At 63.2% G+C, this 13,612-nt stretch carries 13 protein-coding genes; 4 read left to right on the top strand and 9 right to left on the bottom strand.

Annotation, left to right across the window (positions count from 1 at the left end; genetic code table 11):
• Positions 1 to 74: 74 nt before the first annotated feature.
• The 5 genes from L981_RS24310 to ccmA form a co-directional block, all read right to left on the bottom strand.
• Positions 75 to 683, bottom strand: a complete 609-nt coding sequence (locus L981_RS24310; protein ID WP_043622321.1) for a DsbE family thiol:disulfide interchange protein — start codon at positions 681 to 683, stop codon at positions 75 to 77.
• A complete protein-coding gene (gene ccmD, locus L981_RS34025; protein ID WP_082006145.1) occupies positions 680 to 856 on the bottom strand; it encodes a heme exporter protein CcmD in 177 nt (58 codons plus the stop codon). Before ccmD ends, L981_RS24310 begins: the two co-directional genes overlap by 4 nt.
• On the bottom strand, positions 856 to 1,623 hold the full coding sequence (locus L981_RS24305) for a heme ABC transporter permease (RefSeq protein WP_043622318.1): 768 nt from the start codon (positions 1,621 to 1,623) through the stop codon (positions 856 to 858). Before L981_RS24305 ends, ccmD begins: the two co-directional genes overlap by 1 nt.
• 164 nt (positions 1,624 to 1,787) lie before the next feature.
• A complete protein-coding gene (ccmB, locus tag L981_RS24300) occupies positions 1,788 to 2,447 on the bottom strand; it encodes a heme exporter protein CcmB (protein ID WP_043622315.1) in 660 nt (219 codons plus the stop codon).
• Between the two features lie 63 nt (positions 2,448 to 2,510).
• Positions 2,511 to 3,161 (bottom strand): heme ABC exporter ATP-binding protein CcmA, encoded by a 651-nt coding sequence (ccmA, locus tag L981_RS24295; RefSeq protein WP_043622312.1) that lies wholly within the window; start codon positions 3,159 to 3,161, stop codon positions 2,511 to 2,513.
• A gap of 270 nt (positions 3,162 to 3,431) precedes the next feature.
• On the opposite strand from ccmA, the gene acnA reads away from it, so the two are divergent.
• The 3 genes from acnA (at position 3,432) to L981_RS24280 (ending at position 7,820) form a co-directional block, all read left to right on the top strand.
• A complete protein-coding gene (acnA, locus tag L981_RS24290) occupies positions 3,432 to 6,122 on the top strand; it encodes an aconitate hydratase AcnA (RefSeq protein ID WP_043622309.1) in 2,691 nt (896 codons plus the stop codon).
• A 205-nt stretch (positions 6,123 to 6,327) separates the two neighbouring features.
• Complete coding sequence (locus tag L981_RS24285) at positions 6,328 to 7,101, top strand: thioredoxin family protein (RefSeq protein WP_043622306.1); 774 nt, start codon at positions 6,328 to 6,330, stop codon at positions 7,099 to 7,101.
• A 314-nt stretch (positions 7,102 to 7,415) separates the two neighbouring features.
• Positions 7,416 to 7,820, top strand: coding sequence for a DUF2794 domain-containing protein (locus L981_RS24280; RefSeq protein WP_034802844.1), 405 nt, complete (start codon positions 7,416 to 7,418; stop codon positions 7,818 to 7,820).
• Positions 7,821 to 7,937: 117 nt separating this feature from the next.
• Here L981_RS24280 and L981_RS24275 read toward each other — a convergent pair whose 3' ends face one another.
• The 4 genes from L981_RS24275 to L981_RS24260 form a co-directional block, all read right to left on the bottom strand.
• Entirely contained in the window at positions 7,938 to 8,492 is a 555-nt protein-coding gene (locus tag L981_RS24275; RefSeq protein ID WP_043622303.1) for a GNAT family N-acetyltransferase, read from the bottom strand.
• A gap of 122 nt (positions 8,493 to 8,614) precedes the next feature.
• Complete coding sequence (locus L981_RS24270; protein ID WP_043622301.1) at positions 8,615 to 9,361, bottom strand: Bax inhibitor-1/YccA family protein; 747 nt, start codon at positions 9,359 to 9,361, stop codon at positions 8,615 to 8,617.
• Between the two features lie 221 nt (positions 9,362 to 9,582).
• Entirely contained in the window at positions 9,583 to 12,135 is a 2,553-nt protein-coding gene (locus L981_RS24265; protein ID WP_052201996.1) for an ABC transporter permease, read from the bottom strand.
• Positions 12,132 to 12,857, bottom strand: a complete 726-nt coding sequence (locus L981_RS24260) for an ABC transporter ATP-binding protein (protein WP_043622338.1) — start codon at positions 12,855 to 12,857, stop codon at positions 12,132 to 12,134. The genes L981_RS24265 and L981_RS24260 overlap by 4 nt, the downstream gene beginning before the upstream one ends.
• Before the next feature lie 66 nt (positions 12,858 to 12,923).
• Between L981_RS24260 and L981_RS24255 the strand changes: the two genes are divergently transcribed.
• Positions 12,924 to 13,565 (top strand): arylesterase, encoded by a 642-nt coding sequence (locus tag L981_RS24255; RefSeq protein WP_052201995.1) that lies wholly within the window; start codon positions 12,924 to 12,926, stop codon positions 13,563 to 13,565.
• Positions 13,566 to 13,612: the final 47 nt, after the last annotated feature.

Here is a 13,612-nt window from a genome sequence, read left to right as displayed (position 1 = left end):
TCTCCCCGCGAGCGGGGAGAAGGTGGCCGGCAGGCCGGATGAGGGGGCAGTTTCCGACGACAGCGCCCAAGCGCTCACGAGCCCGCAGCCGCCTTCTCGATCGCCGGCAGCAGACCGGTTTTCACGCTATTTTCGTCGAACGGGCCGACGCGCTTGTAGAGGATCGTGCCGTCAGCGCCGACGAGATAGGATTCTGGGATACCGTAGACGCCCCAGTCGATCGCTGCCTTGCCGCGCGGATCGACGCCGATGGCGGAGAAGGGATTGCCGAGTTCGCCGAGGAACCTGAGCGCGTTTTCGTTCTGGTCCTTGTAGTTGATGCCGACGACGGTCAGCCGCGGATCCTTCGACAGTTCCAGGATGAAGGGATGCTCCTGCCGGCAGGGCACGCACCAGGAGGCCCAGACGTTGACGAGCGTCAGCTTGCCCTTGATCGCCGCATCGGTCAAAGCCGGCATCGGCTGGCCGTCACGGGTGGCGCCTTCGAGCACCGGCATGTCGAGCTTCGGGGCCTTGGTGCCGATCAGCGCCGAGGGGATTTCGCTCACATCCTTGCCGGAATTGAGCTGGCTCCAGAAGATCGCGGCAAGCGCAGCGAAGATGATCAGCGGCAGCGCCGCCAAAATGTAGCGCATCGGCCCAGGCTTACGCTCCTCGCCGCGCGGGGCGGGGATGTTTCTCATGGCGTTTCTCCCGGGGCGTGACCGGCGGAGCGCCGGCGGATGCCGGAAGCCTCAAGTTCGGCCAGTTCGCGACGGCGGGCGCGACCGTCGAAAACGACCCAGGCGATCAGCCCGAGCACCGTCACCGTCGCGATGCCGTAGCTTGTGAAAACATAGGCGGCGTGGCTCATCATTACGCGCGGGCTCCCCGTCCGGCAGCACGGGCCGCGAGACGCCTGAGTGCTGTGACGCGCCGACGCAGGATTTCATTGCGCATGGCGGCGATGTGCAGCGTGAAGAACAGCAGCGTAAACGCGATCGCCATCACGATCAGCGGCCGCAGGAATTCCGGATCGATCGTCGGCCCGTCGAGCCGCATGACGCTCGCCGGCTGGTGCAGCGTGTTCCACCATTCGACCGAGAACTTGATGATCGGGATGTTGACGAAGCCGACCAGGACCAGAATGGCCGAAACCTTGGAGGACCGGGCGGGATCGTCGATCGCGCGGTTGAGCGCCATCAGCCCGAGATACATGAGAAACAGCACGAAGACCGAGGTCAGCCGCGCGTCCCAGACCCACCAGGTGCCCCACATCGGCTTGCCCCAGAGCGAGCCGGTGACGAGCGCCAGGAAGGTGAAACAGGCACCGATCGGCGCTGCAGCGCGCGAGGAGACGTCGGCAAGCGGATGGCGCCAGACGAGCGTACCGAGGGCGGCGAGGGCCATCACCGAATAACACATCATCGACAGCCAGGCGGCCGGCACGTGCACATACATGATGCGCACCGTCTCGCCCTGCTGGTAGTCGCCTTCCGTCGTGAAGGAAAGCCAGACGCCAGCAACGAAGAACAGCGCCGTCAACCCGGCAAGCCAGGGCAGCAGACGGTCGGCCAACGCCAGGAACCGCGTCGGGTTGGCGAGATCGCTGAATTTGCGGATGGCCAGGCTGTTTTCGCTCATGTTGGCTCTTTAACGCTTAAGGCGCCCGGCTGCAATTGATCCGCGTCAATCGCCCGATCACGATCGAGTTGGAGCGCGGACCATAAAGGTGTTCGATCTGAACAGTTTAGCGCCAAATCCATGGGAACGCCGCAAACACTTTCGCCCGTTCTGGCGCGATTGCGTCAATCGGACGCGTGCCGAAGGGCGGCAGCGGCGGCGACCGGGCCGATGACGGCAAAGAACAGGGTGATCGCCGCAAGGATCATCAAAGGCGGCAGGAACGGCGCCGGATCTTCGATCGCCGCATAGACGGCGCTGACGCCGAAGATCAGCACCGGGATCGCCAGCGGCAGCACCAGGATCGATACCAGCAGCCCCCCACGCGGCAAAGACACGGCAACGGCCGCACCCACTGCACCGATGAAGGTGATCGCCGGCGTGCCGATCAGAAGCGTCAGCATGGTGGCGCCGATGGCGATCTCGCTCATGTTCATGAAGAGCCCGAGCAGTGGCGAGGCGATCACCAGCGGCAGGCCGGTCGCCGCCCAATGAGCCGCGCATTTGACGAAGACGGTGGCAAGCAGCGGCATTTCCTGCATCAGCATCAGGTCGAGCGAGCCATCGTCGCGCTCGGCCTGGAACAGCCGATCGAGACCGAGCAGCGAGGCGAGCAGCGCCCCAATCCAGAGAATGGCGGGTCCGATGCGCGAAAGCAGGTTCAGGTCCGGACCGACGCCGAAGGGAATGACAGCCACCACCGTCATGAAAAAGAGCACGCCGATCATCGCCCCGCCGCCGGCGCGGATCGACAATTTGAGATCGCGGAAGAAGAGCGCGATCATAGCGGCAGTGTCCGGTTGGGCACGGGCGCGTTTTCCGGCAATGGGCGTCCAGGCATCGCGTCCCTATGCATCATGCCAGTGGTCTCCCGCCAGATGCTCGAACCCCGTCATGTGCAGTTCCTTCTTGCGGTCGAGCCCGAGCGGCTGGTGGGTCGCCGCAATGACGATGCCGCCCTTGCCAAGATGTGCCTTCACCAGGTCGGCAAACAGCCGGTCGGCGCCGGCGTCAAGGGCTGCTGTCGGCTCGTCGAGGATCCAGATCGGCCGATAGGCAATGAGCAGCTTCGCCATCGCCATGCGCCGCTGCTGTCCGGCCGAGAGATAGCCGAAGGGCAGATGAGCGATATCCGGCAAGCCGACCGCTTCGACGGCCTCGGTGAGCGTCGCGCCCTTCCCCTCTGGTGAATCACCCATGAAGTCCCGCCAGAAGGAGAGATTTTCCGCGACGGTCAGTTCGCGCTTCATCGCGTTGCGGTGTCCGAGATAGTGGCTGAGCTCGGATGGATGGGCTATTTCCGGGGGGCCATTCTCAAGTTTCAGATGCCCGCTTTCGGGCCTCAACAACCCCGCCAGAACCCGCAGCAAAGTCGACTTTCCCGACCCGTTCGGGCCTGTCACGACAAGGGCTTCCGAGGCGTCGAGAACAAAGGAAATATCGTTAAAAATCAGATCCTCACCGCGCTTCGCGCTCAACCCTTCAGCCATGAGGCGCATGAACTATCAGCTTCCCTTCACTCTCCTTGTCGCAGGGCAAAAAAAGTCCCCTTTCGACCTTCGTTGCTCTGGCACGTTTTGGAGAAATTATCTATAAGGCGGCCAACACGCCAGCGGTCGGCGTGAATTTCATCCAAGCGCCGAACATGGAAAGAATTTCCACGTACGGACAGCGGAAATGGCCGCACCCGCATCCCAATTCGCGCTTCACAGGCGCTCGGGCGTTCGTACGTCAGTTTTTGGCGATCAGACGGAACGGGGTATTATCCAGTGTCCAAGTCCCTAGATAGCTTCAATTGTCGCTCCACGCTCACCGTCAACGGTGTGGACTACGTCTATTACAGCCTGCCCAAGGCTGAGGCGAACGGTCTCGCCGGCGTATCCAAGCTTCCCTACTCGATGAAGGTTCTGCTCGAGAACCTGCTGCGCAACGAAGATGGCCGCTCCGTCACCAAGAAGGACATCGAGAACATTGCCGCCTGGCTCAACGACAAGGGCACGGCTGAAAACGAAATCGCCTACCGCCCGGCCCGCGTGCTGATGCAGGACTTCACCGGCGTTCCGGCCGTCGTCGACCTCGCAGCGATGCGCGACGCCATGGTCTCGCTCGGCGGCGACCCGGAGAAGATCAACCCGCTCGTTCCCGTCGACCTCGTCATCGACCACTCCGTCATCGTCGACGAATTCGGCACGCCGAACGCCTTCGCCCGCAACGTCGAACTCGAATACGAGCGCAACGGCGAGCGCTACCGCTTCCTGAAGTGGGGCCAGCAGGCATTCAAGAACTTCCGCGTCGTGCCTCCGGGCACCGGCATCTGTCACCAGGTCAATCTGGAGTATCTGGGCCAGACCGTCTGGACCCGTGAAGAAGATGGCGAAATCACCGCCTACCCGGATACCTGCGTCGGCACCGACAGCCACACCACCATGATCAACGGTCTCGGCGTTCTCGGCTGGGGCGTCGGCGGTATCGAGGCGGAAGCCGCGATGCTCGGCCAGCCGGTCTCCATGCTCCTGCCCGAGGTCATCGGCTTCAAGCTGACCGGCAAGCTCAAGGAAGGCGTTACCGCGACCGACCTCGTGCTCATGGTCGTCCAGATGCTGCGCAAGAAGGGCGTTGTCTCGAAGTTCGTCGAATTCTTCGGCCCGGGCCTCGACAACATGACGCTCGCCGACCGCGCCACCATCGGCAACATGGGCCCGGAATACGGCGCGACCTGCGGCTTCTTCCCGGTCGACAGCGAAACCATCAACTACCTCACCATGTCCGGCCGCGAAGAGAGCCGCATCGCTCTCGTCGAAGCCTATTCGAAGGCGCAAGGCATGTGGCGCGACGGTGACGGCTCCGAGCTCGTCTTCACCGACACGCTCGCACTCGACCTCGGCGACGTCGTTCCGGCCATGGCTGGTCCGAAGCGTCCGGAAGGCCGCATCCCGCTCGAAAACATCGCCTCGGGCTTCGCAACTGCACTTGAAGGCGACTACAAGAAGCCGGGCCAGCTTTCGAACCGCTACGCCGTCGAAGGCACCGATTTCGATCTCGGCCACGGCGACGTTGCCATCGCCGCGATCACGTCGTGCACCAACACCTCCAACCCGTCGGTCCTGATCGCTGCCGGCCTTCTCGCCCGCAATGCGGTCGCCAAGGGCCTGAAGTCCAAGCCCTGGGTCAAGACCTCGCTCGCACCGGGAAGCCAAGTCGTCGGCGAATACCTCGCCAAGTCCGGCCTGCAGAAGGACCTCGACGCGCTCGGCTTCAACCTCGTCGGCTTCGGCTGCACGACCTGCATCGGCAACTCCGGCCCGCTGCCGGCGCCGATCTCGAAGACGATCAACGACAAGGGCCTGATCGCCGCCGGCGTTCTCTCGGGCAACCGCAACTTCGAAGGCCGTATCTCGCCGGACGTCCAGGCGAACTACCTCGCTTCGCCGCCGCTCGTCGTCGCCTACGCGCTTGCAGGTTCCGTCCAGAAGGACCTCACCAGCGAGCCGCTCGGCGAAGACAAGGACGGCAAGCCGGTCTTCCTCAAGGACATCTGGCCGACCTCCAAGGAAATCCAGGAGTTCATCTTCAAGTACGTCACCCGCGAACTCTACGCGACCAAGTACGCCGACGTGTTCAAGGGCGACGAAAACTGGCAGGCCGTTCAGGTTCCTCCGGGCCAGACCTACGCCTGGGACGACGGTTCGACCTACGTGCAGAACCCGCCCTACTTCGTCGGCATGGGCAAGTCCGGTTCGGGCATCTCCGACATCAAGGGCGCCCGCGTGCTTGGTCTCTTCGGCGACAAGATCACCACCGACCACATCTCGCCGGCCGGTTCGATCAAGGCTGCCTCGCCGGCTGGTGCCTACCTCATCGGTCATGGCGTCGGCGTTGCCGACTTCAACCAGTACGGCACGCGTCGTGGCAACCATGAGGTGATGATGCGCGGCACGTTTGCCAACATCCGCATCCGCAACCACATGCTCGGCCCGAACGGCAAGGAAGGTGGCTACACCATCCACTATCCGTCGAAGGAAGAGATGTCGATCTACGACGCTGCCATGCAGTACAAGGAAGAGGGCGTTCCGCTCGTCATCTTCGCCGGCGTCGAATACGGCAACGGCTCGTCGCGCGACTGGGCTGCCAAGGGCACCAACCTGCTCGGCGTCAAGGCCGTCATCGCGCAGTCCTTCGAGCGTATCCACCGCTCGAACCTCGTCGGCATGGGCGTCATTCCCTTCGTCTTCGAAGAAGGCACGACCTGGGAATCGCTGGGCCTCAAGGGCGATGAGATCGTCACGATCGAAAACCTCGCCAACGTCCAGCCGCGCGAAAAGCGCGTTGCCAAGGTCACCTATGGCGACGGCAGCGTGAAGGACGTGCCGCTGGTCTGCCGTATCGATACGCTCGATGAAGTGACCTACGTCAACAACGGCGGCATCCTGCAGACGGTTCTGCGCGACCTCGCTGCTTAATCGCGCGAGCGCAGACAAGACTCTTGAGCCGGGACGCCGAAAGGCGCCCCGGCTCTTTCTTTGAGGTGCAACTGCCGCGATCCGGCTGCTAGATCGCACTCACTTGCCACCTCACTCCAACGTGACTTCCCGTTGATGCAGGGGCGTCGTATGTAGTGAACTCCCCCACAAGGAGTAGGCCGACGGCCGGTAACGAAGTGACGCCATGACATCCGCAGACCGTTCTTTCATTCGTCCTGTTGCACTGGCTCTCGGGCTGCTCGCAGCCGCCAGTACCCCCGTCGGGGCGCAGGAGAAACAGGCGGTCAAGGGCGTTGTCGAGCTGTTCACCAGCCAGGGCTGTTCGTCCTGTCCGCCGGCGGATGCGGCGCTGAAGTCGCTGGTCGACGAAGGCGATGTGGTGGCGCTCGCCTATCACGTCGACTACTGGAACTATCTCGGCTGGGCCGACACGCTGGCATCGAAGGAAAACACCGAGCGGCAATATGCCTATGCGCGCATGCTCGGTCGCAACGGCGTCTACACGCCGCAGGCGATCCTGAATGGCCGCGACCATTTGAACGGCGGCAACCTGCAGGCAATCAAGACGCGGCTGGAAACGATGAAGGCGGAAGGCAAGGGGCTTGCCGTTCCCGTCGACGCCAAGATCCTCGGTGAAGAAATCCAAATCACCGTCGGCAGCGGCATCGGCAAGGCCAATGTCGTCGTCGTCTATTTCGATCGCGCCAAGATCGTGAAGATGGAAAAGGGGGAAAACAGCGGCAAGGAAGTCCCCTATTGGCATGCGGTGCGTGACATTCAGACGATCGGCATGTGGGACGGCCAGCCTGCGACCTTTACGCTGCCGGCGACGGTGCTGACCGAGCGCCCCGGAAACAGCGGCTGCGCGATCCTGCTGCAATCGATGAAGGACAAGGAAACGCCGGGCGCCATCATCGGCGCTGCGGCCGTGCTCGCCGGCCCTCAGGGCAAATTGTAGGGACGGCGAAGCGCAAGGGGTTGGTTCGGCCCGGCAGCATCGAGGGGCTGGGGCTGAGGGTTCGAAGTTACCGGACCGAACCGGCCATAACTGCGTTCGGTGAACTCCCGCAGCATGACGATCTGACCGGACATACGGTGGCAACGACTCTGTCCGTCAGCGCCCGCGAGTTTTGCGATGAATTGGGGCGCCGGTTTGACTGAAATGGGGCAGAGGCAAGAAATGACCTCACCGTCCCATGGCTTCCGGCTTGCTTTTCGGCTCGTGTCAGGCACACTGTAATCGTTCTGTCACAACAGAAGGCCGGATTGCCGATGACCGATGAGCCGGATTTGCCGCAAGGCGAGGCGCGCCATCAGCGCGAGACCACCTCGGAAGTGGTCGTCGATCTTCACGAATACAAGAACGCCAAGAACGCTCCCCCCATCACTTTCCATCGCCGCGAATTGGACCAGATCCTGTGGGTTTACGGCCGCATGGTCGGCGAAGGCGAGTGGCGGGACTATGCCATCGACCACTTGAGGGACCGCGCGGTCTTCTCAGTGTTCAAGCGTTCGGGCGAAATGCCGCTCTACCGGATCGAGAAGAACCCGAAACTGGCCGCGAAACAGGGCGCCTATAGCGTACTGAACATTCACGGCACGATCCTGAAACGCGGCCACGAGCTCGCCCAAGTGCTCAAGGTATTCGACAAGGTGCTGAGGCTGGTGGAAACCTGACCACCCGGGAAAGGGTGCGATCAAGGCGCACGCCGACGTCACAGGCGGCAACGGCACGATTTGCGTATGCGCGCTGCGAGCGCGCTTCGCCGACCGAGACCCTTCAGCAAGCGACGATCACTGGTAGAGCGTATCCGGATAGATGTCTTCCGGCGGGTCGGTCGCCTGTCCCTCGCCGAGCGCGAGTTGCATGATCGTCGTGTCGAGCCAGCGGCCGTGCTTGAAGCCGGTCGCTTTCATCGTGCCCTGGAGTTCGAAGCCGAGCGACCGGTGTACGGCGATCGAGGCCGGATGGGCACCGCCGATCACCGCGACCATCTGGCGGAAGCCGAGCTCCGTGCAACGCCGGACGAGTTCGACCAGCAGCGCCTTGCCGGCGCCCTTGCCGCGCGCTTCCGGCGCCAGGTAGATGGAATCCTCGACCAGGAAGCGATAGGCCGTGCGCGTGCGGAAACCGGATGCGTAGGCATAGCCGATGATCGTCCCGCCCTCGTCTACCGCGACCATGTAAGGGTAGCCGTTGCCGATGATCGTTTCGAACCGGGCCCGCATCTCCTTTTCGGATGGCGGGTTGATCTCGTAGGTCGCGACGCCGTGCAACACGGACTCGCGATAGATCTCGGTGATGACGGGAAGATCGGCCAGGGTGGCGTCGCGCAGGGTCAGGGACATGGCTTTAGACTTGATCCCAAGGTTTCGTCGTCCTTTCACTCCCACGGAGCCCGGACGCTTTCAAGCTGCTTCAAGAAACAAAAAAGGCGGCCGAAGCCGCCTTTTCCGTCTGCTGTTCAGACTTAGTTGTTCCGGTTGCCCATGAACTGGAGCAGGAACATGAACAGGTTGATGAAGTCGAGGTAGAGCGTCAGCGCGCCCATGATCGCCTTGCGGCCGGCAACGGTGCTGTCATCGGCTTCAAAGTACATTTCCCTGATCTTCTGCGTGTCGTAGGCGGTGAGGCCTGCGAAGATCAGCACGCCGATCACGTTGATCGCGAAGGCGAGCGCCGAAGAGCCAAGGAAGATGTTGACGATCGACGCGATGATGACGCCGAACAGACCCATGATCAGGAACGAGCCCATGCCGGACAGGTCCTTCTTCGTGGTGTAGCCGTAAAGCGACAGGGCTCCGAACGAAGCTGCGGTCACGAAGAACGTCTGAACGATGCTCTGGCCGGTGTAGATCACGAAGATCGACGACAGCGACAGGCCCATCAGGGCGGCATAGATCCAGAACGTCGTCTGCGCGGCAGAAACGCTCATGCTATTGATGCGGAAGCTCATGAAGAACACGAGTCCCAGCGGCGCCAGCATCACCACCCACTTCAGCGGGCTCGTGTAGATCGCAGCACCGAAGGCAGTCAGCTGGCCATCCGAAAACGCCATCTGGAAGGCCAGGTAGGCCGCGACGCCAGTGATCGCCAGACCAAGCGCCATCAGGTTGTAGACCTTCAGCATGTATGCGCGAAGGCCTTCGTCAATCACGGCACCCGCCTGAGCGCCGGCGGGCGACATTCGGGTTTGGTAATTTCTCAGATCAGCCATTGTTTCCTCATTCAAGCTCCGGTGGATGTTACGGTGTCGGGCGGCGAGTATCGCCCTGGAAGATGAGCTTCCACGCCCAGGCGCCGCTGCGGAGCTCCAGCATGCCTGTGGACAAATATGATGCCGAAACCCGCTGCACACAAGACCCGGCACTCCCGGATTCCGTTGCACCGGACCGATTCAGTCCGGTGCAATAGGGATTTACGGTTAACTCGGCCCGGTCAAAGTTCGCGCAGGACGGGCGCCGCCTTCTGCCCGAGAATGCGCCATGTACCGGCAAGTCCGATGCCGACCGTCATCACCAGCGCCGCTACAACCGTCACGATCGCCACGTCGGGCAGGAAGCTCGAGGGTAGCGTCATGATGCGGTTGACGACGAACCAGGCGGCGATACCGCCGGCAAACAGCGCAAAAACGGCGGTTGCAAGACCGAGGATTGCGTATTCGTAGCTGAAGGCCTTGATGAGCGTCACCCGCGTTGCCCCCAGCGTCTTCAGGACGACCGCGTCATGGACGCGCGCCCGGTTGCCGGCAGCAAGCGCGCCGGCCAGCACCAGCACGGAAGCGACCAGCGCCACGGCCGCCGCCGCCCGGATCGCCGTTGCCAGCTGTCCGAGCAGACCATTCACAATGTCGAGAGCGTCCTTCACCCGCACGCTGGTGATCGTCGGATAGGCATTGGTGACGGCCTTCAGGACCGCCGCCTCCTCTTCCGGCGTCGCCGACGGATCGATCACCGTCGCCAGCCAGGCATGCGGCGCGCCGGCAAAGGTATTCGGCGAGAACACCATGACGAAGTTGATCGACAGCGATTCCCACTCGACATTGCGGAAATTGGCGATCTTGGCGGTGATGTTGCGGCCGAGCACGTTGACGGTGACCGTATCGCCGATCTTCAGGCCGAGTTCGCCGGCCTCCTCGGACGAGAAGGAAACCAGGGGTTCGCCGCTGTAGTCGGCCGGCCACCAGGTGCCCTCGGACAAGGTCGAGTTCTCCGGCTTGTTCTTGGCGTAGGTGATGCCGCGGTCGCCGCGCAGCACCCATTGTCCTGCGGGCGGCACGTTGCGGCTGTTCACGTCCTCGCCGTTGAAGGCGGTGATGCGGCCGCGCAGCATCGGCACCTCGATGACCTTGCCCTTCGGGATCGCCTGGTTCAGCACCGAACGGAAACCTTCGATCTCGCTGCCCTGGATATCGACGAAGAAGAAGTTCGGCGCGCGCTCCGCCATGCTGCCGGTGAGTTCGCGGCGCAGGTTGCCGTCGATCAAAGCCAGCGTCACGAGCAGCGCAAGCCCGAGGCCGAGCGACAGCACCACCGAGGAGGTCAGCGCACCCGGACGGTGAATGTTGCCGATCGCCAGCCTGAGAGCCGGCGAATTGACCCGCGGGCTGCGGCGCGCGAGCCAGGCGATCGCCAGCGCAACGGCCCGAAGCACGATGAAGGCGAAGGCGATCGCGCCGAGGAAGACGAGCGAAATGTAGCGGTCGTAGGCCGTAAAGATCGCCAGCCCTGCGAGCGCGGCAAGGCACGCAACGGCACCGAGCAGATAGGGCCATGCCGGAAAGCCCGAGGGGTCGAAGCCCTGCTGGCGGAAGAGCGCCGTCGCCGGAATGGCGCGCGCCCGGCCGAGCGGCAGGATGGCGAAGGTCAGCGCCGTCAGCACACCGAACAGCGCGGCAAGCCCGAGTGCCCCCGGATAGAGATGGAAAGCGGTCGAAATCGGCAGCAGGTCGGCCAGGAATTGCGCCGCGACAAAGGGGATCAGTGCCCCGAGCACAAGCCCGATGACGATGCCGATCAGGGCGATCATCAGGATCTGCGCGAGATAGATCATCGCCACCAAGGCGGCAGGCGCGCCCAGACATTTGAAGGTCGCGATCACGCTGCGTTTGGCATCGAGATAGGCGCGCACCGCATTGGCGACGCCGACGCCGCCAACGATCAGCGCCGTCAGGCCGACAAGCGTCAGGAACTGCGAGAAGCGGGTGATGTTGGCCGTCAGCGCCGGTGCCGCGTTGCCGCTGGTGCGGATCGACCAGCCGGCGGCCGGCTGGCTTTTCTCCGCCTCGGTGCGAATGGCGGCGACCCCTGCCGGGTCGGCAAGCTTCACCTTGTATGTGTGCTCGACGAGGCTTCCGGTCTGCACCAGTCCCGTCGCCGCCAGGGCTTCTTCCGAGATCATCAGGCGCGGCGCGAAGCCGAAGCCGTCGGAAAGCGCGTCCGGCTCGCGTGTGATCGTGCCGGCGATCCGGACACGGGCGTTGCCGAGAAGGATTTCGTCTCCGACCTTGACGTCGAGGCGGTCGAGCAGCAGAGGCGCCACGACCGCACCGAAGACGTCGCCGTCACGGGCGATGAGGTCGTGCAACGGCCGGTCGGGTTCGCTTTCCAGCGTGCCGTAGAGCGGATAGGCCGCATCGACGGCCTTCAGTTCCACCAGGGCCTGGTTGGAACCATCGGGCAACCGCGCCATCGATCTGAGGCCAGCGGAAACCGCAACGGTTCCAAAGCCATCGAGATAGGCGCGCTCTTCGGCCGTTGCGACACGATTATTGAGCTCGAAGCGGATATCGCCTGCGAGCAGTTCCTGCCCTTGCGAGGCGATCGTCGCGGTGATCGATTGCGACAGCGAGTTGACGCCGGCAATCGCCGCGGTCCCGAGCGCAATGCAGGCGAGGAAGATGTAGAAGCCCTTGAGCCCGCCGCGCATTTCACGCAGCGCCAGCCTGAGGGCAAGCAGCGGCCGCAGCCGTACCGAAGGCGCGCCGATCATGCGGAGGCCGCCTGCTGAACCGGCGCCACCGCCACGGGGTCCGCCGCACCGCCGGCAACGATCTCGCCCGAGCGCACCCGTACCTGCCGCGCGCAACGGTCCGCAAGGGCGGCATCATGAGTCACGAGCACGAGTGTCATGCCACGGTCACGCTGTTCGGCGAAAAGCAGGTCGGCGATCTGCCGTCCGGTTTCGGCGTCGAGGTTACCGGTCGGTTCGTCGGCGATCAGAAGCTTCGGCGAGGGCGCAAGCGCCCGTGCGATCGCAACGCGCTGCTGCTCGCCGCCCGAGAGCTGGCCGGGATAGTGGCTGAGCCGCTCGCCCAGGCCGACGGCGACAAGCTCCTTGCGCGCAATCTCGAAGGCGCCGGGGACATTGGCAAGCTCAAGCGGCACGGCGACGTTTTCGAGCGCCGTCATGTTGGGAATGAGGTGGAAGGACTGGAAAACGATGCCGATATTGCGTCCGCGAAAGTCCGCGACCCGGTCCTCGTCGAGCCGGTGCAGCGGCGTGCCGTCGATAACGATCTCGCCGCGATCCAGCCGCTCGAGCCCGGCAAGCACCATCAGCAATGTCGACTTGCCCGAACCGGACGGGCCGACGATGCCGACGGATTCTCCGGCATCGATCGTCAGGCTCATACCCTTCAGCACATGCACCGAGGCGGCCGCCTCGCCCAGCGTCAGATCCGCGTTTTTAAGTTCGATGATGGTGCTGGCCAAGCGAAACAACCCTATATGAAACGAAGTGGGGAACAGAAACGGCATTCGGGATTTAGGAACAGGCCCATGGCATTAAAAGGATTTCAACGGGTTTTCTTGGCACTGATGATGACATTTGCGTTATCATGCACGGCACGCGCCGAGACGATCAGCCTCATCGGCTTCGGCGACAGCCTGATGGCGGGTTATCAGCTCCCGCCGGAGGACGCCTTCCCGGCCCGGCTGGAAAAGGCGCTGAAGGAAAAGGGCTTCGACGTGACGATCGCGAACGCTGGCGTTTCCGGCGACACGAGTTCCGGCGGTCTTGCCCGCATCGACTGGTCGGTGCCGGATGGCACCAAGGGCGTGATCCTCGAGCTCGGCGCCAATGACGCGCTGCGCGGCATTGCGCCTGAAGAGACCCGCAAGAACATCGAGGCGATGATTACCCGATTGAAGGACCGCGGCATCGCCGTGCTGCTGGCCGGCATGATGGCGCCGCCGAACATGGGCGCAGACTACGCCGCCCGCTTCAACCCGATCTATCCGGAACTCGCCGAAAAATACGGGCTGGAACTCTATCCGTTCTTTCTCGATGGCGTGGTGACCGAGGCCAAGCTCAAGCTTGAGGACGGCATGCATCCCAATGGCGACGGCGTCGGCGTCATGGTCGAGAAGGCCCTGCCCGTCGTCGAACGGTTTCTGGCAACGCTGAATAAGACGGAGTGATGACATCGTCCACAGTTAAGACAACGTTAATATTCTGAAGCGTCAAA

It is taken from the genome of Ensifer sp. ZNC0028, from assembly GCF_000799055.1.
In the GTDB taxonomy this organism is placed as follows: Bacteria; Pseudomonadota; Alphaproteobacteria; order Rhizobiales; family Rhizobiaceae; genus Ensifer.
This window is presented reverse-complemented; position numbering and strand designations above follow the sequence as displayed.